This window comes from Akkermansia muciniphila ATCC BAA-835 (assembly GCF_000020225.1).
GTDB lineage: Bacteria > Verrucomicrobiota > Verrucomicrobiia > Verrucomicrobiales > Akkermansiaceae > Akkermansia > Akkermansia muciniphila.
Window position 1 is genome coordinate 2009660 of record NC_010655.1, and the last position, 23452, is coordinate 2033111.

At 54.0% G+C, this 23452-nt stretch carries 15 protein-coding genes and 1 tRNA gene; 7 read left to right on the forward strand and 9 right to left on the reverse strand.

The genetic code is table 11. The annotated features are described in order from the left end of the window. Positions 1-72: 72 nt before the first annotated feature. A complete protein-coding gene (locus tag AMUC_RS08870; RefSeq protein ID WP_012420696.1) occupies positions 73-429 on the reverse strand; it encodes a hypothetical protein in 357 nt (118 codons plus the stop codon). Between the two features lie 161 nt (positions 430-590). Between AMUC_RS08870 and AMUC_RS08875 the strand changes: the two genes are divergently transcribed. After that, positions 591-1214 carry a porin family protein gene (locus AMUC_RS08875; RefSeq protein WP_012420697.1) on the forward strand — a complete coding sequence of 208 codons (624 nt, stop codon included), beginning with the start codon at positions 591-593 and terminating at the stop codon, positions 1212-1214. A gap of 98 nt (positions 1215-1312) precedes the next feature. Here AMUC_RS08875 and AMUC_RS08880 read toward each other — a convergent pair whose 3' ends face one another. Next, positions 1313-2254: an IS1595-like element ISAmu1 family transposase gene (locus tag AMUC_RS08880; protein WP_012420698.1), complete on the reverse strand. Its 942-nt coding sequence runs from the start codon at positions 2252-2254 to the stop codon at positions 1313-1315. 66 nt (positions 2255-2320) lie between these two features. On the opposite strand from AMUC_RS08880, the gene AMUC_RS08885 reads away from it, so the two are divergent. The 3 genes from AMUC_RS08885 to AMUC_RS08895 all read left to right on the forward strand — a co-directional run bounded on the left by AMUC_RS08885 (position 2321) and on the right by AMUC_RS08895 (position 10670). Continuing rightward, entirely contained in the window at positions 2321-4048 is a 1728-nt protein-coding gene (locus AMUC_RS08885) for a glycoside hydrolase family 2 protein (RefSeq protein ID WP_052294479.1), read from the forward strand. 22 nt (positions 4049-4070) lie between these two features. Further along, on the forward strand, positions 4071-7940 hold the full coding sequence (locus AMUC_RS08890) for a glycoside hydrolase family 2 (protein ID WP_012420699.1): 3870 nt from the start codon (positions 4071-4073) through the stop codon (positions 7938-7940). Positions 7941-8093: 153 nt separating this feature from the next. Then, positions 8094-10670, forward strand: coding sequence for a glycoside hydrolase family 2 protein (locus AMUC_RS08895; protein ID WP_012420700.1), 2577 nt, complete (start codon positions 8094-8096; stop codon positions 10668-10670). Here AMUC_RS08895 and AMUC_RS08900 read toward each other — a convergent pair. After that, positions 10665-12044: a replication-associated recombination protein A gene (locus tag AMUC_RS08900; protein WP_123038954.1), complete on the reverse strand. Its 1380-nt coding sequence runs from the start codon at positions 12042-12044 to the stop codon at positions 10665-10667. The two genes, AMUC_RS08895 and AMUC_RS08900, sit on opposite strands and share 6 nt — an antisense overlap. A 172-nt stretch (positions 12045-12216) precedes the next feature. On the opposite strand from AMUC_RS08900, the gene AMUC_RS08905 reads away from it, so the two are divergent. Continuing rightward, positions 12217-13860 carry a beta-N-acetylhexosaminidase gene (locus AMUC_RS08905; RefSeq protein WP_012420702.1) on the forward strand — a complete coding sequence of 548 codons (1644 nt, stop codon included), beginning with the start codon at positions 12217-12219 and terminating at the stop codon, positions 13858-13860. A 59-nt stretch (positions 13861-13919) separates the two neighbouring features. Here AMUC_RS08905 and AMUC_RS08910 read toward each other — a convergent pair whose 3' ends face one another. From AMUC_RS08910 to AMUC_RS08935, 4 genes are all read right to left on the reverse strand, one after another. After that, positions 13920-14915, reverse strand: a complete 996-nt coding sequence (locus AMUC_RS08910) for a hypothetical protein (protein WP_012420703.1) — start codon at positions 14913-14915, stop codon at positions 13920-13922. Between the two features lie 513 nt (positions 14916-15428). Beyond that, entirely contained in the window at positions 15429-16673 is a 1245-nt protein-coding gene (locus AMUC_RS08925) for a 6-phosphofructokinase (RefSeq protein WP_012420704.1), read from the reverse strand. A gap of 172 nt (positions 16674-16845) precedes the next feature. Next, a complete protein-coding gene (locus tag AMUC_RS08930; RefSeq protein ID WP_012420705.1) occupies positions 16846-17757 on the reverse strand; it encodes a sialate O-acetylesterase in 912 nt (303 codons plus the stop codon). A gap of 134 nt (positions 17758-17891) precedes the next feature. Next, complete coding sequence (locus tag AMUC_RS08935; RefSeq protein WP_012420706.1) at positions 17892-18992, reverse strand: substrate-binding domain-containing protein; 1101 nt, start codon at positions 18990-18992, stop codon at positions 17892-17894. 397 nt (positions 18993-19389) lie between these two features. On the opposite strand from AMUC_RS08935, the gene AMUC_RS12690 reads away from it, so the two are divergent. After that, positions 19390-19674 (forward strand): hypothetical protein, encoded by a 285-nt coding sequence (locus AMUC_RS12690; protein ID WP_012420707.1) that lies wholly within the window; start codon positions 19390-19392, stop codon positions 19672-19674. Positions 19675-19933: 259 nt separating this feature from the next. On the opposite strand, the gene AMUC_RS08940 is transcribed toward AMUC_RS12690, so the two are convergent. Then, a tRNA-Leu gene (locus AMUC_RS08940) sits at positions 19934-20016 on the reverse strand. Between the two features lie 183 nt (positions 20017-20199). After that, positions 20200-21231: a tyrosine-type recombinase/integrase gene (locus tag AMUC_RS08945; RefSeq protein ID WP_167525145.1), complete on the reverse strand. Its 1032-nt coding sequence runs from the start codon at positions 21229-21231 to the stop codon at positions 20200-20202. Positions 21232-21442: 211 nt separating this feature from the next. Here AMUC_RS08945 and AMUC_RS12890 point away from each other — a divergent pair, with 211 nt between their 5' ends. Further along, entirely contained in the window at positions 21443-23440 is a 1998-nt protein-coding gene (locus AMUC_RS12890; protein WP_012420709.1) for an Eco57I restriction-modification methylase domain-containing protein, read from the forward strand. Positions 23441-23452 lie beyond the last annotated feature (12 nt).

Here is a 23452-nt window from a genome sequence, read left to right on the forward strand (position 1 = left end):
GGTGTACAAGGAGTCTCTCACGTTGAGAGTCTCTAAATACCTAGATAGCCACTCATTTCCGAGCCTTTCTTTCTAATTACACCTATTCCCTTCCACAATTTTCCTCGCCGCCCCTTCTGTGGCCCACACCACAAATTCCTCAACACTCATATCCTTCTGAACCGCCGCTCGAACGGCCAAATTGAGAATTTTGTTAGGGATAGGAACGCTCAGTTGAGAAACAAAGTCATTGTTGGAAGCAGGTTCCCGGCCTTTCATGTAGCGGGAAATCAGAATCTGAACGTGTTTAGGAATACTGCCCTTGGAAAAATAGTTATCAATGGTGCTTCTGGCTAGACCTAGGGAGGAAGCAAGTTCGGTGCGGGAAACTTTGTTCTCTTCTAACCACCTTCCCAACGTCTGAATATCCAGCGGGCGTTTCTCGTCCATGCGGATAATTTTCTCCTATCAGGAGGGCAAATGGAAGAATCCGGGTTATTTATGATTGACAAAATCCTATTAGGATAATAATAGCTCTTTTATTGGACAATATTACATCTCATTAGGATAATTCTTTGTCCTCTCTAAGGAATCCAAAACCTAAAAACATCATGAACACGAAAACCATCATCACCAGTTTGGGGCTTATGGGCCTCTCATGTACCGCACAGGCCGCCTCTAGTGACCCTTGGAACTATTATAGAATGGGAGGGAATTATAGTTCCGCATATTCAACACGGTATGATTCCAATTTTGGAATGAGCATTAGAGGAATGTACGGATTCCATTCGGGGAATGATTATGGAATAGATATGCCAGACCTGTACGGTGCCCAATTAGGACTTCACGCTAACATTCCAGCGGGTTCTGTTTTCCATGAATTATCTTTCAATCTCGGCGCGCTTACAGGTTCTAAAACCTACGAAGGGGAGTTGAAATGGAAACAACAGGTATTCCCATTTACCGCTGGATATTCTTTTAATGTCCCCTTATCTGATTCTGCCACTTTCTATTTAGGCGGCAAAATAGGCCTTCATTATTATAAACAGGAACTCTCTGGAGGTGGAGGAAAAGTATCTGAGTCTGATTCTAGTGGAACTTACTCGGCATTAATCGGTTTCAAATTTGCTGTTGCAGAAAAAACAGACATCGTTATTGGATATGAAATAACGAAATACTGGTCAGATGTTGACCCATACCACTTTATCACAGTTGGCTTTAGCTGGTCATTCTAACTTTCGGCGGTGAATTAACTGGCCTCCTTCCTTTCGGGGAAGGGGGCGATTCTTTGATTTGCATGACTTAGGCCGTCGCCTTGCTCGCAAGGTGGCGGTCAATTCTTCAATTCGGCGTAAGTAATTCTCGTCGAAAATGCTTTAGCCATAAGAGAATCCAATCTTACCCATGTGTGGATTTTCACATTTCCCTCATTCAACCGATACGCAAATTCATCTACATATCTCTGTAAATGTTTTGTGCTGAATGAATGGTAGATTCCATAGAATCCTCTCTTCAAAACCGCCCATACGCTCTCGATGCCGTTAGTATGGGCCATTCCGTCAACATACTGCTTGGCACTATGATTCACCACCTGATGATTGAACTGTGATTCTTTGTAAGAAGCATGTTCATCAGTAACCAGAACGGAATCCCGGCTCAAATACTTATTCAAAACTTGGTGAACTGTATCTCTTGAAGTGTCGGGAATAACCCTTGCTAAAACCTTTCCTGCTCTGGCTCTCATTCCTAAAACCGCTGTCTTTCCAACAATTCCGCGCCCAGCCTTCAATTTCTGAGATTCGTGCTTATTGGATTCCTTGCCTCCAATATACACCCCATCAGCTTCAACAATTCCAGATAGAAAGCCGTTATTGTCATCGTCATCATGGTTGGAATTGCATGCTTCCCTAATCCTTTGAAGCATGAACCACGCCGTTTTTTGCGTAACCCCAATTTCCTTGGAAAGTTGCATGGAGCTAATACCCTTTCTGGAAGTCACTACTAAATAGAAGGCAAAAATCCATTTATGAAGTGGAACATGGCTTCTCTCAAAAATAGTTCCAGTCCTCACAGTATAAACTTTCCCGCACTCCCCGCATTCAAAATACCCCTCAACCCCGTTCCTCTTTACTCTATACTGTTTTTCGCTTTTCCCGCAGAACGGGCAAACTACCTTATCGCCCCACCGCTTTTCCTCTAAATACTTTTTAGCTGATTCCTCATTGGGGAATTTTTCAAAAAGCTCAAAAAGTGAAATAGTTAAGCGGTCGTTCATGGGTGCCTCCTTAGTATGGCTAATTAATAGCATACGGAGAAACCGAAGTCAAGTATATAAGGCCCTTTGAAAAAAGGCTCCAATACGATTTCCGTTCTGGTGGACAACACGCAGCGTAATCATATCGCCCCCCAGCGCGGGGATTTTTCCATGTTCGGCGGGCTGTACCGGCCCATTGAACTGATTGAGACGGACGGTGTCTGCATTGATCCTCTTTTTTATGCTTCTCCCGGCGTTTTCATCACCACAAAGTCTTTAAGCAAATCCAAGGCCGAGGTGGAAGTGAAGACCCTTCTCAATTCGGACGGAAAGGCCGGGGATGTGGATGTTGCCGTGGAAATCCTGGACATGAAGGGCAGGAAGGTAGCCGGGAAGACGGTAAAGGCCGCCGCCGGGGAAAAGAATAGACTGGAGGTTCCCGTAACGCTGGCAATCGCCAATCCCGTACTCTGGAACGGAGTGAAGAATCCTTACCTGTACCAGGTGAAAACTTCCATCAGGACGGCGGATGGCCAGACGGATGAGCTGGTGCAGCCGCTGGGCCTGAGGACGGTTTCCGTCAATCCCAAGGAAGGTTTTGTCCTGAACGGAAAGACCATGCAGATCAAGGGGGTCAGCCGCCATCAGGATATGAAGGGGAAGGGGTGGGCCCTTTCCCCGGAAGATGAGGCGCGGGATATCAGGCTGATTGCGGATATGGGGGCGGATGGGGTTAGAACGGGCCACTATCCCGCATCCACCAATATTTACGACCTGTGCGACAAGGCGGGGCTGATTGTCTGGTCCGAGGTCCCCAATGTCAACCTGGTGTGGGATACGCCGGAGTTCCGGGAGAATAACCGCCTCCAGGCCCGGGAGATGATTTTCCAGCATTGGAATCATCCCTCCATTTGCATGTGGGGAATTTTCAATGAAATCGGACACCAGCCCGAGGCTGCCACGAGAGGAGTGGACATGGAAGCTGAGTTGACGGAATTGAACAAGTTCGTGAAGGAGACGGATCCCTCCCGCATGACCGTGGGGGCTAGCAATCAGGCGGGCCGCAGAAAACTGAACAATATTCCTGACCACATCGCATTCAATACGTATCCCGGCTGGTACGGAGGAGGGCCCGAAACCATGAAGGGTAACCTGAACGGCTACATCCGCGACTATGGCGGCAAGATGGGCATTGCCGTCAGTGAGTATGGTCACGGCGCCAGCGCGGGCATGCATGAGAATCCGGCCAAAAGGCCGTCTCCCACCGGATTCTGGCATCCGGAGGAATGGCAGTCCCATGCGCATGAGATCAATTACAGGTGCATCAGGGAAAGGCCGGAGGTGTGGGGGGCCTTTGTCTGGAACATGTTTGACTTCGGTTCCTCTTCCCGTTTTGAGGGGGAAAGCCCCGGCATTAACGACAAGGGGCTGGTGACCTATGACCGCAAGACGCCCAAGGACGCCTATTTTTTCTACAGGGCCAACTGGAGCCCCCGTCCTACCGTATACATCACATCCCGCAGGTTTGCGGAACGTACGGAAAAAACGGTGCCCGTGAAGGTTTACAGCAATGGTTCCGTGGTGAAGCTGAGCGTCAACGGGAAGCCCGTTGGGAGTGTCAAACCGGATGATTTGAAGCGCGCCGTCTGGCCGGAAGTGACTCTCAAGCCCGGCGTCAACACTATTACGGCCACGGCTTCCATAGGAGGGAAAACGTACACGGATTCCTGCAAGTGGACGTTGAACCCTGCCGGAGGTGACGGGAAGAAGGATTCAGAGCGTTATCAGGATCCGTCCCTGAAAAAGTATAAGTAAGCAATTCCATATTCATTCCGAGATGAAGACGGTACGCGCGTTTCTGTTTTCCGTGATGTGTCTGGCTCCGGCTCTTCCCCTGCTGGGGGATGTTCCGGATTGGGAAAATGAAGAGGTGACGGGAATCAATAAGGAGGCTCCCCGAGCCTCCGTTTTTCCGGCATCGGATAAAACGTTGAGCTTGAACGGGGATTGGAAGTTCAAATTTTCCATGACTCCGGACGAGAGGCCTGCCGATTTCTTCAATCCCTCTTATTCCGTTTCCGGATGGGATACGGTCAAGGTTCCTTCCAACTGGCAGCTTTACGGTTATGGAACGGCCATTTACACGAATGTTCCCTATCCATTCAAGCCGAATCCTCCCAAGGTAATGGGGGAACCGCCCAAGAACTGGCCGGCGTACAGGGAGCGTAATTCCGTGGGTTCCTACCGCCGGGATTTCAATTTGCCCGTTTCCTGGAAGGGAGAGCAGGTGATGATCCGGTTTGACGGGGTGGAGTCCGCCTTTTATGTGTGGGTAAATGGCCGTCAAGTCGGCTATTCCGAAGATTCCTATACAGGGGCGGAGTTTGACCTTACTCCCTATGTCAGGCCCGGCAGGAATACGATTGCCGTGGAAGTATACCGCTGGAGCGACGGTTCTTACCTGGAGGACCAGGATTTCCTGCGCCTTTCCGGCATTTTCCGGGACGTGACCCTGTTTGCCCAGCCGCAGACGCACGTGCGTGACCTGTTCCTGAAGGCCGGACTGGACAGGGAGGATTACACAACCGGGGTACTGGACGGAACGTTCACCATCCGCAATTCCGGTAAAAAGGATATTCCCGCCGGCATGAAGCTGAATTATTCCATCGACGGGATTTCCACCAAATTGAACTGGGAGGGCAGGAACGGTTCCGGCCGCGTGCAGACGGACAACAGGGGAAGGCTGGATTCCGGAACGCTGGAGGTTCCCTCCATTCCCTCCGGAGGCGAGGTGCAGATTTCCCTGAACAGGAAATTTCCCGGTGTGAAGCCATGGACGGCGGAAACGCCCAACCTGTACAGGGTGACTTATTCTCTGAATGGAAAGGATACCCGTTCCGTCAATATCGGGTTCCGTTCCGTGGAGATTGCGGATAACGGCGCCGTGCTGATTAACGGCAGAGCCGTCAAGTTCAAGGGTGTCAACCGCCATGAAGCCCATCCCGATTACGGGCGCGCCATTCCGCGGGAAGTGATGGAAAAGGACGTGCAGATTATCAAGGCGCATAATATCAATACCGTCCGTTGTTCCCACTATCCCAATCATCCTTATTTTTATGAGTTGTGCGACCGCTACGGCCTGTACGTGATGGACGAAGCCAACTGCGAAGCCCACGGCATCCGCAATAGCAGCATGGATATTTCCCGGAAGCCTTCCTGGAAGAAAGCCCATGTGGAGCGCAATATGAGCATGGTGCATCGTTCCAAGAACCACCCTTCCATTGTTTTCTGGTCCCTGGGCAATGAGTCCGGAAACGGTCCCAATTTTGAGGCGGCAGCGGCGGCTGTCAGGGCTTATGACACTACGCGGCCCCTCCATTACTGCGAATTTCCGCACGGCCACAAGGCCGTGGATATGGATTCCGCCATGTATCCGCCCGTGGACCGGGTGGAAAACTGGGGGAAGCAGAAAACTTCCCGCCCCTTTTTCGTGTGCGAATATGCCCACTCCATGGGGAATGCCCTGGGGAATTTCAAGGAGTACATGGATGCCTTCGAGTCTTCCCCGCGCATGGTGGGCGGGGCCATCTGGGATTTCGTGGACCAGTCCCTCCGCGCCAATCCTGCCGGAAACGGCATTTACAAGCCCGCCCCTTTCAAGGGAGTAACACAGGCTTACGGCGGCATGTTCGGAGACAGGCCCAACCAGGCCAATTTCTGCGACAACGGCATTATTCTTGGCAACCGGAACACCACGGCCAAGACGAAAGAGGTGAAGAAAGTATACCAGTACATGGCTTTTGAGCGCAAGGACGGGTCCCTGTCCGTTCGCAACAAATATTTCCATAAGCCTTTGAAAGGTTATACGCTTTATCTGGTATCCCTTGTTCCCGGCGGCGGCCATGCCGTGGAGCGCATGGTTCTGCCGGAGGTTCCCCCCGGCAAATCCGCAACGGTTAATCTGCCTTCAGCCGCTATGCGGACCGGTTCCCTGATGGTTCTGGCGGATGCCCGGTTCAAGCTCCCGGAAGACGTGAAGGAACTTTCCTCCAAGCAACTGGAACATGTGGTGAATGAGTGCGAAGCTTACGAGTGGTTCCCGGCATCTGCAGAGAAGGAGGTTCCCGTGCCTCCCCCGGCGGCGCTGCCTGCTGTTTCCGTGCTCCAGGGGGATTCCGTGGCCGTGCAGGGAAAAGGTTTTTCCGCCTCCTTCAAAAACGGGATGCTTTCCTCCCTCCGGTATGGCGGTCGGGATTTGATTTTGCCCGGCTATCCGGTGGAGCTCCAGGCGTACCGTTCTCCGGTGGATAACGATGCCTGGATCAGGAGCAAGGTTGAAGGGAAAATGAAGATGCAGAATATGAAAGCGGAATATTCCGACGTTAAAGCTGCCGTCATTTCCCCCGGCGTGGCCCGAATCACGGCACAGTTCCGGACGAAAGGTTCCGAGCTTGCCTTTTCCGGGGAAGTCGCGTGGACGGTTTTCGGCAACGGCATTATCAATGCTTCCGTCCGAATGTATCCCTCCGCCAAGGGAGAAGAACTCCTTCGGCTGGGCGTCACTTTCGGGATGCCTGCCGCGTATGACCGGGTAGAGTACCTGGGGCTGGGACCGTGGGATAATTACCGGGACCGCCGCACGAGCTGCTGGAAGGACATTTTCCGCACTTCCGTGGACGATATGTTTTTTGCTTATTCCCGGCCCCAGGATATGGGCAACCGCATGGAAACGGACTGGATAGCCTTGTCCAAACCCCAGGAGGACCAGGCTCTGTGGGTGGGGGCCGCCTCTCCCAGGGCTCCGCTGGAGGTTTCCGTCCTGCGTTATACGCCGAAGGAGCTTAACGATGCCAGGAGCCTGGACAGGCTGCCGGAGAAAAATAAAGTGATTGTGAATCTGGACGCTTTCCAGATGGGGCTGGGCGGCTCTTCCTGCGGGCCCCGTCCGCTGGTCAAGTACCAGACATTGAGCGGGGCCACAGCCCTGGGGTTTGTGCTGGCTCCCTCATCCGCCCTGCTGAATCTGGCGCGCACGGGGCTGGCCGTTCCCCATTCCCCTGTCATTGAACGGGATGGGGACGGCATGGTCAGTCTGACTTCCTCTACGCCCGAGGCGGAGATAAAGTATTCCGTCAACAAGGGGCCGGAAAAAACGTACCGGAATCCCTTCAAGCTTCCCGAAGGGGAAGTTAGGGCCTGGGCTGCCTCCATGAAGTCCGGCAAGGTTCCTTCCACGTCTCCCGGAGAGAGGAAATTCCCCCTCGTCAAGGGGCAGGGCGAATGGAAAATTCTAAGCGCTTCTTCGGAAGAGCCGGATACCGGTTTCGCCCATTTTGCCATTGACGGGAATCCGGATACCTATTGGCATACGTCCTATACGAACGGCCTGCCGGGGTTCCCCCACTCCATTGCCGTGGATATGGGAACCAGAATGAAGTTTACCGGATTTATCTACACGCCCAGAATGGACAAGGACAAGGGCCTCATCAGCCAGTACACGTTTTCCGTTTCCGATGACGGTCGGAATTGGAGGGAAGTGAAAAAAGGCCAGTTCTCCTACCACTATATCCGGAAGGATCCGGCTGTTCAGCGCATCGACTTCGGCAGGCCTGTGGAGGCCCGCTACTTTAAGCTTGACGCCCGGTCTCCGGTGAGGGGCGGGGAACAGAGCGCCACCGTTGCGGAGCTGAATATCATTACCCAATAACGGAGCGGCAGGCGTTTTGCACTGCTTCCCGGATGGAGAAGTTTTCCAGCCGTGCGCCCTTTCCGGGGTGCACGGCTTGTTGTTGCGGGCTTTTCAGGGTGCGGAAATGTTTTTTTAATGAAAGAAAGAACATGGCGGAATGGTAACATACGCATGCGCAAGATGATGGCCTGCATGCTGGGCGCTGCCCTGTGTTTTTCCATGGCCGGAGCGGAAACAGGCGTTTCCTCTGCGGAAAAAGCTTCACCCCTGTTCGGGAGGATGATCTGGAATCGCGGCTGGGAGTTCCGGCTTGAGGACGAGCCCGGAAAGAGCGGCTGGCAGACGGTTCATCTGCCCCATACGTTCAGTCTGCCCTACTTTATGTCCGATTCCTTTTACACGGGGTTCGGCTCCTACCGCAAGAAGCTTGTCATGCCGGAGGAATGGCAGGGGAAGAAGGTGTTTCTGGATTGCGGCGCAGCTTTCCAGGTGGCGGAGGTGAAGGTGAATGGGAAGACTGCGGGAAGGCATGAAGGGGGGTATACGGCCTTCCGGTCGGATTTGACGCCTTTCCTGAAGCCCGGCGAGAACTGGGTGGAGGTACGGGTGGATAACCGCTGGAGCCCCCGCATTGCGCCTCGGGCGGGGGAGCATACTTTTTCCGGAGGACTGTACCGGAACGTGCATCTGCACGTGTGTTCTCCCGTGTATTTGCCCGCGCACGGAGTATGGGTTCAGACGCCGGAGGTGACGGCGGCCCGCGGGAAGGTCCGGATTTTGACGGAAGTGAAGAATGATACCGGGACAGTGAGGAAAGTGACGGTGCGGCATACTGTGCGGGATGAGCAAAGCGGCTGCGTGGTGCTGCGGGGAGAGAAGGGCGCGGAACTGGGGGCCGGGGAAGATTCTCGCGTACAGGCTGACCTGCCTCCTCTGGCTTCTCCCAGGTTGTGGAGCCCTGCGGCCCCCAATATGTACCGTGTGACGACGGAATTGTTGGACGAGAAGGGGAAGGTGCTGGACCGGGCTGAAAATCCCCTGGGTTTCCGTACTCTGGAGCTGACGGCGGACCAGGGTATGCTGATTAACGGGAAACCTGTTTATCTGCAGGGGGCCAATGTGCACCAGGACCACGCCGGGTGGGGGGATGCCGTGACGGATGCCGGGGCCCGCCGTGATGTACGGCTGATGAAGAACGCCGGGTTTAATTTCATCCGCGGCTCCCATTACCCTCATTCCCAGGCTTTTCTGGATGCTTGCGACCGGGAGGGCATGTGCATGCTGAATGAAGGCATTTTCTGGGGAATGGGCGGGTTCAAGGAGCATGACAGATACTGGAATTGCGATGCCTATCCTGCGGAAAAGAAGGATCGTATTGCGTTTGAGGAAAGCTGCATGCGCCAGGTGAGGGAGATGGTGCTTCAATTCCGCAATCATCCTTCCATCGTCATCTGGAGCATCAGCAATGAACCGTTTTTTACCAGGCATGCGCCGGAGGCCAGGGCTTTGTGCAACAGGCTCATTACCTTGGTGAAGGAGTTGGACCCGACGCGCCCCGTGTGCGCCGGGGGCGGGCAGCGCGGAAATTTTGACAAGCTGGGGGACATGGCCGCCTTGAACGGGGACGGTTCCCATGTGAAGACGCCCGGCAGGCCCAGCATGGTGACGGAGTATGGTTCCGTGAGCTGCCGGAGGCCGGGGGCGTATGCGCCGGGCTGGGGGGATATGAAGAAGGATAAGGAAGCGGGGATTCGCTATCCCTGGCGCGTGGGAGAGGCGGTCTGGTGCGGCTTTGACCACGGCAGCATCTGGCCTTCCGGAGGGCGCATGGGCATTGTGGATTACTTCCGCATTCCCAAGCGGGCCTGGTACTGGTACAGGAATGCGTTGAGGAATATTCCTCCTCCGGAGTGGCCTGTAGAGGGGACTCCGGCACAGGTGAAACTGTCCGCGGACAAGAAGGTTATCAGCCCGGCGGACGGCACGGACGATGTGCATGTGACCGTGAAAGTGGCGGACGCCGCCGGAAGGCAGATATCCAATGCCGTGCCGGTGACGCTTACGGTGGTATCGGGTCCCGGGGAGTTCCCTACCGGCAAAAGCATTACGTTCACGCCCGGAACGGATATTGATTTAATTGACGGCTGTGCGGCGATTGAGTTTCGGTCTTATTATGCCGGGAAGACAGTGATCAGGGCGTCTTCTCCCGGATTGAAGGGGGATAGCCTCCAAATCGTTTGCCGGAATGCTCCGGCTTACGTAGCGGGCAGGAGCGCGGAAACGCGGGAAAGGCCCTACAAGCGTTTTAGCGCAAAGGAGAGGGATATCCAGCTGGCGCGGTACGGACGGCCCGAATCCGGAGAGAAAGCCAATTTGGCTGTATTGAGGCCCTGTTCCGCTTCCTCCGGATTTCAGGAGACGATGAAGGCTTCCGACGGTGACGATGTTTCTGCATGGCATCCGTCCGTGGAAGACAAAGCGCCGTGGTGGCAGCTGGACATGGAGTTTGAATTCCGCCTGGACCGGGTGGAGGTGAAGGCAGCCGGAAGCTGGAAGGGGCCGGCTCCCTCGGTTCAGGTCAGCAGGGACGGAAATAGCTGGAAGGACATTAAAGCCGTTTTGCGCAAGGATGGGACGGAGCTGACCGCAATGTGTCCGGAAGGGACCGGCGCCAGGTACGTACGCATCCGCCTGTCTCCGGGGCAGGGAATTGCGGAAGTGGCCGTATGGCCGGCGGATGCGTCATGAGGGATCCCGTTTTTCCGGAACAGGAGGCTTTTTTCTGTTACTGCGCGTACCGGAGTTTCCGGCGTCCTCTTCCGCCCGCTGGCGGCGCAGTTTGTCCCAATAGGCCAGGCGTTTGTTGATTTCCCGTTCAAAACCCCGTTCCGGCGGCCTGTAGAACTGGCGGCGGGGCATGTTGTCCGGAAAGTAGTTTTGCCCGGAGAAAGCGTCCGGCGCGTCATGATCGTATGCGTAATTCTTTCCATAGCCCAGTTCCTTCATTAGTTTGGTGGGCGCGTTGAGGATGTGTGCCGGGGGCATCAGGGACCCGTATTCCCGTGCCGCTTTCCGTGCCGCTCCCCACGCGGTGTAGGCACTGTTGGATTTGGGGGCGCAGCCCAGGTAGATAATCAGTTCAGCAATCGCCAGCTCTCCTTCCGGAGAGCCCAGGCGTTCATAGGCGTCCCACGCGGCAATGGCCATTTGAAGTGCGGCAGGGTCCGCCAGACTGATATCCTCCATGGCGAAGCGGGTCAGGCGGCGCAGGAGGTAGAGAGGATCCTCCCCGCCCTCGAGCATGCGTGCGGCCCAGTACAGGGCTGCGTCCGTATCCGACCCCCGCAGGGATTTATGCAGGGCGCTGATGAGATTGTAATGGCCTTCCCGGTCCTTGTCGTAAACCGGGGCTCGCTGCTGGACAATTTTCAGCAGTGCGTCCGTGCCCAGCATTTCATCGGGCTTGCAGAGGTCAAAGACGCTTTCCATCAGGTTAATGAGGTAGCGGCCGTCTCCGTCTGCCAGTTCTATCAGGGTGGCGCGCGCTTCCGGCGCGAGCGGCAGTTCACGCTGAAGAAGGGTTTCCGCCCGTTCAATGATGCTTTCCAGAGCCGGGGCGTCCAGGGAGTGCATGACGAAGACTTTGCAGCGGGAGAGGAGGGCGCTGTTCAGTTCAAAGGAGGGGTTTTCCGTAGTGGCCCCCACCAGCGTAACGGTTCCGTTTTCCACATATGGCAGAAAACCGTCCTGCTGGGCGCGGTTGAACCGATGTATTTCATCCACGAACAGGAGGGTCCCATGGCCGTATTCCCTGCGCCTGGCCGCTTCGTCAAAGGCTTTTCTCAAATCCGCCATGCCGGAGAAGACGGCGGAGAGAGCTGCGAAATGCATGGATGTGCGCGTCGCCAGAATGCGCGCCAGCGTGGTTTTCCCGCAGCCGGGCGGCCCCCATAGGATAAAGCTGGTCATCTTGCCGGAGTCCGCCATGAGCCGGAGAGGTCCTCCTTCCCCCAGCAGATGATCCTGGCCCATGATGTCTTCCAGTGCGGACGGCCTCAGGCGGTCCGCCAGAGGGCGGTCCGCCAAGGCGGAGAACAGGCCCGGGATGTCGTCTTTTTTCATGATGCCCATCATACGCCGCCGGTAAAAGGAAGGCAAGGGGAGCCTGCTGGCATTTCAGGCGGCCCGGCACGACGGCACTTCGTGGAGAGGATGTTGCACCCCGGTTTTGACGGGTGGAAGAGAAACTGGGGAGAAAAGGAAAGATTCCTGGGAAAAACAGTGTATATTGAACATGATGTTCAGACATGTTTCCCATGTGTTTCTTTTTCTGTTTTCCGGCTTATGCGGCACGGCCGTGAATGCTCAGGATCAGATAATACCCCGGCCCGTGTCCGTGAAGGTAGAGGCCAAGGGGGCGGCAACGCCCGTGAAGCTGGGTGAAGGAATGCGCATTATATGCAAGGAGAAGGACGGGGAGTTCCGGCGCCAGGCTCACTTGTTGCAGCAGTTTTTGTCACGCGGAACCGGATTGGCTCTGGACGGGGCTGGCGGTACGGGAATAATCCGCGTTGTGAAGGACGCTGCCCTGAAGCAGTACGGGCCGGAGGCATACCGTTTGGAAGCGGCTCCCGGAAATATCGTCATCAGCGCCGCGACTCCCAAAGGAGTTTATTATGCGGGGCAAAGTCTGGCGCAGATGCTGCCTGCCGCCTTTTTCAACAATGATGCGGACAAAAAGAGCGTAAGTTGGAATGTAGCGGAGAAGCCTTTTTCCATATTGGATTATCCCCGTTTTGCCTGGCGAGCCTTCATGCTGGATGAAGCACGGCATTTTTTTGGAGAGGAGGAGGTGAAGAGGCTGATTGACCAAATGGGGCTCCTGAAAATGAATGTCCTGCACTGGCATTTGTCGGATGATGCCGGATGGCGCATCCAGATTAAAAAATATCCCAAACTGACATCCGTGGGAGGCAAGAGGAGAGATACGGAGATAGAGACGTGGGGAAGCGGCAAGTATGAAGGCAGGCCCCATGAAGGCTTTTATACGCAGGAACAGGTCAGGCGCATTGTCCGGTATGCGGCCGACAGGAATATAACGATTGTTCCTGAAATAGATATTCCGGGCCATTCCGCCGCCGCCATCGTTTCCTATCCGGAGTTGAAATTGTCCGCCAGGCCTTTCGCGGAAGTGCCCGTGAGTTTCAATGACGGAGCGGCGTTTGATCCCACCAGCGAACGTACCTACCAGTTCCTGGGAGACATCATGACAGAGCTGGCTTCCCTCTTTCCCGGAGGTATCATTCACATCGGCGGTGACGAGGTGCGGTACAAAAAGTACTGGGAAGGCGTGCCCCACATTGAGGCGTTCATGAAGAAAAAAGGCATTAAGACTTTTCCCGACCTTCAAATCATGTTTACGAATCGGATTTCCGGCATGCTGGCTGGGATGGGGCGCCGGATGATGGGGTGGAATGAAATACTGGGGTCCGACGTGCACAATGACGGCGGCCGGGGAGCTGCGCTCGGCAAGCTGGATGCAAATGCTATCATTCATTTCTGGTATGGGTCCGATAAAATTGCCGCCAAGGCGATCAGGGAAGGCCGCCAGGTGGTGAATTCCACTTCCCACATGACTTACATTAACAAAGGATATGACAAGCTCCCTCTGTCCAGGTCCTATTCTTTTGAGCCCGTTTTTGCGGGATTGAACCCGGAGCAGCAGAAGAATGTCATCGGGCTGGGCTGCCAGGTCTGGACGGAATGGATTGCGGACGTGGAGAAACTGCACCGTCATGTATTTCCCCGTATTGCCGCTTATGCGGAGACGGGGTGGACCCGGAAGGAGGATAAGAATTTTCAGGATTTCCAGAGGCGTTTGACGGGGTATGAAAAAATTTTGGATGCCCAGGGCATCCGGCACGGTGAAAAGGAGTAGTTGAAAAATTCGCCGCCGGGGATGAAGCGTCCTGGCTGAGTCAACAGTAAACCCGCTTGTTACTTGGTTAAGGATTCGGGAGAGTTCCTGTCAATGGCTTCTTTGAGGCGTTCCGCCCGCTCCTGCATGTTTTCCAGAATTTTCAGAATATAAGAACGCGTTGTAGCCGAGTGTTCCGCTCCGCGTACGAAGGAAAGCCCCCGGTACAGTCCTACCGTTTCCAGGCGGAGATTCATATCTTCTCCGGACAGGTCTTCACTGGAGGGAGGAGGATAATTGGAAGCGGGGCCGTTCAGGGACTTCATCTGCATGGTATCCATATTAAGCAGGCAGCTTTGTATTCCGTTAGTGAAAATCAGGCTGCCCTGACGATGCTTGTCCTCCGGCCACAGCCTGTAAATGGTAACGGCGCTTCTCCCCCCGGGATTGATCAAAATGGCGGGGAAAACGTGTTTGCCGCCACCCTTTTTCCGGACGGTCGCGTCAAAATCGCATTCTCCGGAAAACCTGGTCGTGACACGGGAGGAGATGCATACTTCAAAAGGTACTTCCGGCGGCAGGGGAATCATGGTGGCGGCAGACAGGGGTGACCCCGGAGGGAGTTCCGGAATCGGGAAGGGAAGCGTAATGATGTCAATGGCGCAGCTGATGATGCCGATGATGGCGAACAGCAGGATGCCTTTGTTCCGGAGCTGGGCTGACATCATTTTTCCATATTCCTCCGGATAATGCCTGCCTGCGGATGGTTCCTGCTGCAGGTAATAGCCGGTCAGGCGTGAAATAACGGCCAGAGCGGCAGCCATGGCTGCCAGCCAAGCCAGGGCAAAAGCCAGATTTTCCGCTATGGGAATTGTGGTGAAAAAGCCGAATGTTCCAATAATGACCGCCGTCAGCAGGAGAAAGACGGCCAGGAAGGTTATGCAACCTAAAGGGGCCGTGGAGACGGGAATCCAGAAACTGCTGCGTTTGCCGAGGGCTCTCAGAATCAGGATGGCAATGCAAAAAGAGAAGATGGCCAGCGTTGAATAAAAATGTTGAAACAGATAATCGAGCATGGCATGCGGGAAAAACTTGGATAGGCAAGCGGGGAGCGATTCCATGCCGGTTTCCTGAAAAATATCCGGAAGCAAGCAGTTTTGCGCCGCGAAACGATAGAAGCCGAATGTTGAACTCCTTTATTATTTTAGCCTTTTTCCATCCTTGCCTGCAAGATTTTTTGTTTACCTGTTTCTTTCTATTTGTTTTTGATATGTTTAAAAAGCATTGTCCCATAAGAAAATATGGGAAAAAACCGACTCCATTTTCATTCAGTGAAAAAGATGCGGTTTTCTATAAGCGGAGGATTCCGAAATGGTAAAACTGTGTGTTATGGATAAGGGAAAAAGAGTATTCCTGCCATGGAAATGTTTTTTCCCGTTTATGAATGAAACCGCTGCGCCGTCTTTCCCTTCATCCTTTTCAAGAGACCGGGCGGGGAGAAGAGCCCCAGCCGGATGTTTACCTGCAAGAGCGTGGGGCAGACAGATCCGGCCGGGTTGATGAGGAAAAACGCTTCCCTGAAGAAACTGCTACCGCTGTTCCGGCTTTGCCGGCACTTTCCTGAGTTTCGCGAAGCGGGGCAGGGAACATTCCTTTTGCATGGCCGTTTCTCCCTGGATCAGGGGAAGAACGTAATCAATGAACGGCTGTTCCACGCCATTGCCGCGGGCGTTGATCCATTCGCGGGGAACAAGTTTTTCCACATTGGCCACTTCTTCCAGACCTATCAATTTAGTCTTGCAGGAATAAATGCCGTTCTCCGTGATTCGTTCAAAGGCTACCATTTTATCCGTCTGGCCGGAAACGGCGGCTTCCACGGCGGCTTTTCCCGCCATATACGCTTCATCGATATCCGTCTTGGAGGCTACATGGGAGGCGCAGCGCTGGAGGAGTGAGAGTTCAATGCTTCTGACTTTGGCCCCGGTTTGTCGCTTGACGGATTCCGCAAGCATGGCTCCCAGGCCTCCCAGCTGCGTATGGCCGAAGACGTCCCTGTCTCCGGATTCCGCAACAAAGCGGCCGTCTGCATACTGCACGCCTTCCGAGACGGCGACCATGCAGCTGCCGTTCTGCCTGTAAATCCGGTCCACATCCTGCCAGAATTCCTCCATGCGGAAGGGAACTTCCGGCAGGTAAACCAGGTCCGGACCTGCTCCCGCATACGTGGCCAGGGCTGCGGATCCGGCCAGCCAGCCGGCGTGGCGGCCCATGATTTCCACAATGGTGACGCGTCCCTTGTCGTACACGCGGAGGTCCTGGTGAACTTCCATGCAGGAGGTAGCGATAAATTTGGCGGCAGAGCCGAAGCCGGGGCAGTGGTCCGTGCCGTGAAGGTCATTGTCAATGGTCTTGGGAATTCCGATGACGCGGCATTCGTAACCGGACTGCTGCATGAATTTGGATATCTTGTTACAGGTATCCATGGAATCGTTGCCTCCGTTGTAGAAAAAGTAGCGTACGTCGTATTTTCTGAAAATTTCCAGCAGACGGCGGTAATCCGTATCATCCACGGACGGGGCTGCCATCTTGTAGCGGCAGGAACCCAGGGCAGATGCTGGGGTATATTTGAGCAATTCCAATTCTCCGGGGTCTTCCCGGGCCATATCGAACAGGCGTTCTTTGAGCACTCCCTCAATCCCGTTGGCGGCTCCCAGCACGCGCGTGACCTGTTCGCTTTGCAGGGCGGACTGAATGGCTCCCAGTGCGCTGGCGTTGATGACGGCGGTGGGGCCGCCGGACTGGCCGATGATGCATGCTCCTTTCAATGGGTTCATGGGCAATAATGGATGAGAGAGTTGTGTTGCGCCCCCTTTCAACGGCGTTGGAGGCAGGGAATGAAATGATAGTCAAACCTATCCGCAGCCCGGAGGGATGTCAAACATTATTGGTTTTCCGGATGGGGCTGCCGGGGCTGGAGAAAGTGGGGAAGAAAAAAGAGCAGGGGTGTCAGTTTTTTTGTCCCCAGAGCTTTTCCAATGCGGAGGCAAAGCGTTCTCCCAGGACTAGAACTCCATGCGTGCCCAGATGGACGGTATCCGTGGGATAGGGGGTGCGGAAGTCCATGCTGCGCAGCTGGAGATCATCTGCGGGGACATAAACCGCATTGTTGACGGAGAGGGAGGTACGGGATTCTTCCGCCACATCCTTTTGCCCCTGCCGCACTTTTTCCCTGCCCGGAAAACGGGCCAGAGCGGGCACGGGAAGAACGCTGCCGTAGATAAAGGCCAGACCGGGGGCTTCCAGATCCGCTCTGATGCGTTTAATCAGGTTGTTCAGGTTGGCGCCGTAAGACAGAGCGTTTTTGATGCCGGCAATGTCCCTTGCGTCTCCTTCCCCCTGTTGCCACACCATGGCTTTCAGGACAGGAGCATGTCCCTGCTTTTTCAGGGCTTCCATTCCGTTGCGGACGGTACGGAGCAATTTGACGTATTCTTCCCCCTGCTTATCCTGAGAAGTTTTTCCTGGGTTCCATTGCCGGAAAAGGTTGCTTCCGCTCCGGGCGTGCTTGATGATGGCCCATTTTTTTTGCGGGAATTTTTTCTGCAACGCTGTTCCCAGGCTTAGTTCCACGCCAAAACGGTCGGGGGATTCGGATGCCGGGCTCAAGGGAACAAGCTGTTCTGCCGGTTCTGTCCCTTTGAGGGAGCCGGAATAGTACAGAAGAATCCGTTTATCCGTTTTGAAGCAGGGAGGAATGTTGTTGACGTACCCTTGCCCTGTGGCGTTTGACTGTCCGCCGATAAGGATGACGTTGACTTCATCCGCATGCAGGGGTGGCGCCGGAAAGACCGTCAGGGAGCAAAGCAGCCATGAAAAGAGGAAAAAACGTGCAGAGCGTGGAAGTACGGAAACAATCATGGCGGGGATATCCCTGATACGTTTCCCGAAAGAAGATTCTGTCTTCTGCAGGAATTCTTCTTTGCCTGCTGCCAGGATATTTGACTGTTGATGTTTTCCTGTTCCCTTGATTCTTTCCTTTCCGGAAAAAGGCATTATGCGGAAGGTGCGTGCAGGGAAACGGATTGGCCGGGGTATATTTCCGGAATGACGGAAATGCTCTTGATATTTTTTCCGGCTGTCAGGGAGCGGAGCATCCGTATGAGCTTGTGAACCGTTTTTGTCTGGTTCTCTTCATAATAGGTGATCGTGGGCAGCAGGCGTTCCATGAAGGGTTCATACGTCAGGCTGACCAGGCTGAGCTGATCCGGAATGCTCAGCGAACGGGCTTCCACCCAGGAAAGGATGGGAACGATCTGGTTGCCCCGTGTGGCTACCAGGGCGGACATATCCGGATGTTCTTTAAACGCTTTGGCCAGGTATTCAAAGAAGAGAGGCGTTTCAAACGGGGTGGGAACCAGGATGGGATTCCATCCCTGTTCCGCAAAGCTGAAAAAACCTTTTTGCATGAGCTGGTGGCCCTTCAACGGATCAGGAGGCAGGCACAGGCCTACCGTTCGGTGCCCCTTGTTCCAAAGGTGCTGCGCCGCATGATGCGTGGTGGCCGCCCAGTGGCGGTCCAGATAGGGAAGGTTGCTGCTCTGGTAGGAGGTGCCGCGCACAATGCAGGGGATGCGGTGCGTCTTGAACCAGAGCTGGGTTTGCTCCGAGGAACGGTGAAGTATCCAGCAGACGCATTCGGATTTGGTAACAAGCTTGGCAAGCCTCTTGTCCGGGTTATTGCCTAAGATCCAGGGAGCTTCAAAGATACGGACGCTGATGCCGTCTTCCTCCAGAATTTTGGAGATGGTATATATCTCCGCCAATACGCTTTGAGCCAGCCTTTTGAGGGGCTGGGGCGTCAGAAATCCGAGAATTTCTTTTTTTTCCTGAACCGGATGGCAGAAGATATTTTTAACCGTTTCTTCTTCCGTAGTTTTCAGGATGCGCCTCGGAACCTTGATGCGTGGGGGGGCAATCCATGCATCCCTTTCCAGAAGGGTCAGGGCCTTTCTGATGGTTTCCCTGCCTACGGATAACCTGTGCCCGAGTTCTCTTTCTCCGGGCAGGATATTGACCAGGCTACCGCTGAGAATCATCTGTTTGATTTTATTGGCTACTGTTTCAACCAATGAAGAAGCTGGCAACGAAGTCATACTCTTGTATATACGTATCGCATTGCGTGAATTCGAGCCAATTGTAGGGATTGCCTGCCCCGCAGAATCCAAAAGGAGAGCTGGTGTTGTTGCAAGTTGTTGATATTCTGTAAATCGTTTTAGGATTTAAGCTACTGGTCTTTTTTGATGAGGTAAAGTGGGCGGATAATGTATAAATGATATGGTGTTATCAATGCATTACATTCCTGAGCGGTACGGCTGCAGGTGGTTTGTAATTATTTCTTAATTCATTTAAGATAAATATTTTATTGCGTATTTTGTTGGGCGGAGCCATTTCTTATTCTCCATTTTCTCACTTTCCCCCAATTTCCGCCAGGAAATGTGCACGTATCGGCATGGATGACTTTTCTCCCGTTTCCGGCACTAAATCTGCTTGATGAAAGTGAATACCATACCGGGCGCATCCTATGCGCTGACTTGTACGGCTGCGTGTACTATCCATGCGCTTCTTAGCGACGCTTCTTCTCTGGTTATCCTGGAAACGGAAAACCCCGGACAATATTTTTTTATAGCTCCCACTGATACAATAGAGGTATCAGACGAACACGCCCTGGTGACACAAACTTTTAAAGCAGCCGCTCCGGGATTGTCTGCCCGCAGCGGCATAAGGCCGGGAGTAAATGCTGATTTAAAAAATCCGACGGTGGAAAAAGCGGTATGAACCATTTCTTTTTTCTGATTGCCCGCGATTAAGCGCAGCGCTCATGAGCAATCCGGTCAAAAGGTTGTTTGTCCATGGTTTTTCGAACCTTTACGGGGAGCGGGACTTCACCGCCAGATCATTGTCTGACGCGGACTGGGTGCGGAAGTCCGTCTCATTCCTTCCTGAAATTACTACGGGGAAGTCTCTTTGAGAAATGAAGCGTTATCGACTGATAATAGAAAACCCTGGGAGCGTTTAGCTCCCAGGGTTTATTGATTGGTACCGCCGGTGGGACTCGAACCCACACTCTTTTGGAACTCGATTTTGAGTCGAGCGCGTCTACCATTCCGCCACGACGGCACGTGAAGCGAAAGAATTAAGAGGCAAGAGGGCTGGAGAGTCAAGAATTTCCTGTGGAATATGGTGAGCTGCTGAAAAAACGGAGGGATTTTCCTGCGGATTCCCTCCGTCATGTTTCCGGATGGAAATAAGTGTTTGGAATGAGCAGTGCACGGCCGCGTTAACGCTTTTTTGCGTCTCTTCTCACGCCGCCAACTCCCAAAATGCTCGCACCTCGCATCCTCGAATCCCCTGCGTATGCACATAGCGCGTCTGCAACAGCGTCCCGTCCCGATGCCCCATCGCCGCCTGCAAACGCCCCCAATCGTGAAACATCTTCGCATGATACGACGCAAAGGTATGCCGCAGGACGTCCTGACGCCATGTCTGAAAACCCGCTGCCGAGCGCAAAGCGCGCCACCGCCTGTTCCAATCTGGCGGACAGATGAAAACCGACTCCCTCTCTGCCCCCTGCGGATAATAACTCCTCAACCATGCCAACACGGAGCGAGACAGCGGCACCTGCCGACCGCCGCCCGTCTTGCTCTGCCTCGGGCGAATCCGCACCTCCCCCTCCTCCCAATCCACATCGCCCCAGGTCAAACGCCGCACCTCATACGGACGAATCCCGCCGTAGAGCATCATCACCACGCCCGCCGCACAGGGGGAAAACTCCTCCCTCTCTGCCGTCCGCAGCAGGCGGCGCACTTCCTCGATACGGAGGGGGACGATCTCCCGCTCCGTCACGCGCGGCACATCCACCAGCCGCACGGGATTATGCGCACACCAGCCTTTCTTCCACGCCACCGTGAACACTCCCGAGAGAATCGCCCGCGCATGACGACGTTGCGAGGGTGAAAGAAAGACTTTCTCCAACACAGCCGCACAGTCCGCCGTCGTCATCGAGCGCATGGGACGCGCCGCCAGATCGGGCACATCTCGCATCATCCTCTGCGTGAAGGAGCGGATATCGCGCAGGGTGAGCGCCGAACGGTCGGCCTTGACGCGCAGGGTTTCTGCCACGGCTTTGGAGAAGGAGACCGTTTGCGTGGCGAGATGCTCGGCTTCGCACCCCAAGGCGATGACGCGGCGGCAGTGAAGGAGCAGAGCTTCTTTCTTTCTTACGGAAGAGCCTCCGCTTCCTTCGACCAGCTCCAGCATGAGACGAGCAACATCGGTGAGGGAGAAGGGGAGAGAGGCGAGGAGGGCAAGGGCGGTGCTAGCGTCGGTGTTCATGGCAACAGGATAAATAATACTCTTCATCAAGCCCAAAATAACGAAACTTGTCAAAAACATGGAATGGAACGGTAGTTATGCCTGTATGACAAGAAAAAAATGAGAAGAATTTTCTTCCTTTTTTCTTGTTTCTTTGTCTGGCTCAATAATATAATATATTGAGAATCAAAACATTGAAGTTAAGAGCATTATTTATACTCTACTTCCCTCGATGAAACATCGAGGGAATGAGGCTTCGGGAGAGACGCAACTCGATGCCTCCCTTGTGGCTATTCTCCTCGCCGACCGTTCGAGCGGCGCTTTCATCCGCTGGGCCTGCAACGCCTACACTACCCACGGCGAGTCCTATGCGGCGGATCAAGAGATCTACCCCCATCAGGTGCATCTGATTCAGGAGCGCACCCGCAAGACGCAGGAAGAACAGCGCGACCGCACCAAAAAATCCGCCGAAGTCTTTACCCCTGCTTGGCTGTGCAACGCCATGATCAACGCCCGCGATGCCGTTTACTTCGGGCGGGAGGAGGTCTTTAACCGCATGGAGGCTCCATCGTGGACGCCGACGCGCAAGACGATTGACTTTCCGACGACAGCATCTGGCCGCCGTCTCGCGTGGGAGCGTTACATCGATGCCCGCTGTCTGGAAATCACCTGCGGCGAAGCCCCCTTTCTCGTCTCGCGCTACGATGCCGTCGATGGTCGCCCCATCTCCTTGGCAGAGCGCATCGGCATCCTCGACCGCAAGCTGCGTATCATCGGCGAGCATACCTGCACCGCAGAGGACTGGTTTCACTGGGCAAAACGCGCCCTCGAAAGCGCCTACGCTTACGAATACCAGGGCGACAGCCTCTTTCTCGCCCGTCTCAATCTTTTTCTGAGCATTAGCGAGTACCACCGTCACCTGTGGAAACGCCCCCTCAACCGACACCAACAAGAGGAAGTTGCCCGCATCCTCTCGTGGAATCTCTGGCAGATGGACGGCCTGACGGCGACGACTCCCTTTGCCACGGAACAGGGGAAGCCCGAGGATTCCTTATTTGATTTTTACGCCATCACAGCCGAAAGGCGCCCCCTCCGTAGCCTCATCCGCGACTGGCGCGGCAAAAAAACGATTCGATTCTCTGAACTCAACCTATCCACCACCATGAAATTTGATTTTGTCATCGGCAATCCGCCGTATCAGCTGGAAACCGCCAATAAATCCCTTTCCAACGGACAATTGCCAAGTAAAAGCATTTTTCATCATTTTCAGCTGAGCGCGGATCAGATTTCCTCCGGTCTTACCGTCTTGATTTATCCTGGAGGGCGATGGATTCAGCGTTCTGGAAAAGGAATGGCGGATTTCGGCTTACAACAAATCAATGACAGCCGTTTACAAACCTTGTATTATTACCCCGACAGTACCGATCTCTTCCCTGCACAAGTTGCCGAAATTGCGGACGGCATCTCCATTGTGGTCAAAAATGCCCACAAGACGACCCCAAGCTTCCGCTACTTCTATATGCGGCGCGGAGAAAAAACAGGTGTCGAGCTGGAGCCTCCCGGCGAAAATATCCTTCCTCTAGACCCACGCGACGGAGCCGTTGTCAGGAAAATCGAGGATTTTGTTCAAAGAAACAAGTTGCCTTATTTGAACGATAATGTGCACTCAAGAAATCTATTTGGAATTGAGAGTAATTTTGTCGAAAAAAATCGAGATCAGGTTCGCCTCTATCAAGAAGGGGATGCGGTAGATTGCGAGACGGAGATCAAGCTATATGCTAATGACCGAGCCGGGAAAGCTGGCAGAACGACATGGTTTGTTGCACCAAGAAGCATTATTCAGACGAATGAGGCTTACATCTCCAAATGGAAGGTTGTTGTTTCCAGTGCAAACGCCGGGGGACAAAAGAGAGATTGGCAGTTGGAAATCATCGACAATCAATCGGCATTCGGTCGTTCGAGGGTTGCTCTTTCTTCTTTTGAAACGAAGCAGGAAGCGGAGAATTTTTACCACTATGTGAAGAGCTATATTATTCGCTATGCCTTCCTGATGACGGATGAAGCTCTGACAACTTTGGCGCTGAAAGTGCCGGATATGTCAGATTATACTTCTGACAACAAGTTAATCGACTGGTCGCAGGATATTGATAGTCAGTTGCAGAAGCTCATGTCCCTCAGTGATGCTGAGTTTGAATACATCAAAAACACGGTGCAGAGTGTACGAGCCTAAAAGGAGAATCCA

Bases quoted from the DNA above. Each gene is read 5' to 3' on its own strand.
- AMUC_RS08905 (WP_012420702.1), top strand. From the start codon at position 12,217: ATGATGTTCAGACATGTTTCCCATGTGTTTCTTTTTCTGTTTTCCGGC.
- AMUC_RS08925 (WP_012420704.1), bottom strand. From the start codon at position 16,673: ATGAACCCATTGAAAGGAGCATGCATCATCGGCCAGTCCGGCGGCCCC.
- AMUC_RS08935 (WP_012420706.1), bottom strand. From the start codon at position 18,992: ATGACTTCGTTGCCAGCTTCTTCATTGGTTGAAACAGTAGCCAATAAA.
- AMUC_RS08930 (WP_012420705.1), bottom strand. From the start codon at position 17,757: ATGATTGTTTCCGTACTTCCACGCTCTGCACGTTTTTTCCTCTTTTCA.
- AMUC_RS08890 (WP_012420699.1), top strand. From the start codon at position 4,071: ATGAAGACGGTACGCGCGTTTCTGTTTTCCGTGATGTGTCTGGCTCCG.
- AMUC_RS08870 (WP_012420696.1), bottom strand. From the start codon at position 429: ATGGACGAGAAACGCCCGCTGGATATTCAGACGTTGGGAAGGTGGTTA.
- AMUC_RS12690 (WP_012420707.1), top strand. From the start codon at position 19,390: ATGAAAGTGAATACCATACCGGGCGCATCCTATGCGCTGACTTGTACG.
- AMUC_RS08895 (WP_012420700.1), top strand. From the start codon at position 8,094: ATGCGCAAGATGATGGCCTGCATGCTGGGCGCTGCCCTGTGTTTTTCC.
- AMUC_RS08880 (WP_012420698.1), bottom strand. From the start codon at position 2,254: ATGAACGACCGCTTAACTATTTCACTTTTTGAGCTTTTTGAAAAATTC.
- AMUC_RS08900 (WP_123038954.1), bottom strand. From the start codon at position 12,044: ATGAAAAAAGACGACATCCCGGGCCTGTTCTCCGCCTTGGCGGACCGC.
- AMUC_RS08945 (WP_167525145.1), bottom strand. From the start codon at position 21,231: ATGAACACCGACGCTAGCACCGCCCTTGCCCTCCTCGCCTCTCTCCCC.
- AMUC_RS08910 (WP_012420703.1), bottom strand. From the start codon at position 14,915: ATGCTCGATTATCTGTTTCAACATTTTTATTCAACGCTGGCCATCTTC.
- AMUC_RS12890 (WP_012420709.1), top strand. From the start codon at position 21,443: ATGAAACATCGAGGGAATGAGGCTTCGGGAGAGACGCAACTCGATGCC.
- AMUC_RS08875 (WP_012420697.1), top strand. From the start codon at position 591: ATGAACACGAAAACCATCATCACCAGTTTGGGGCTTATGGGCCTCTCA.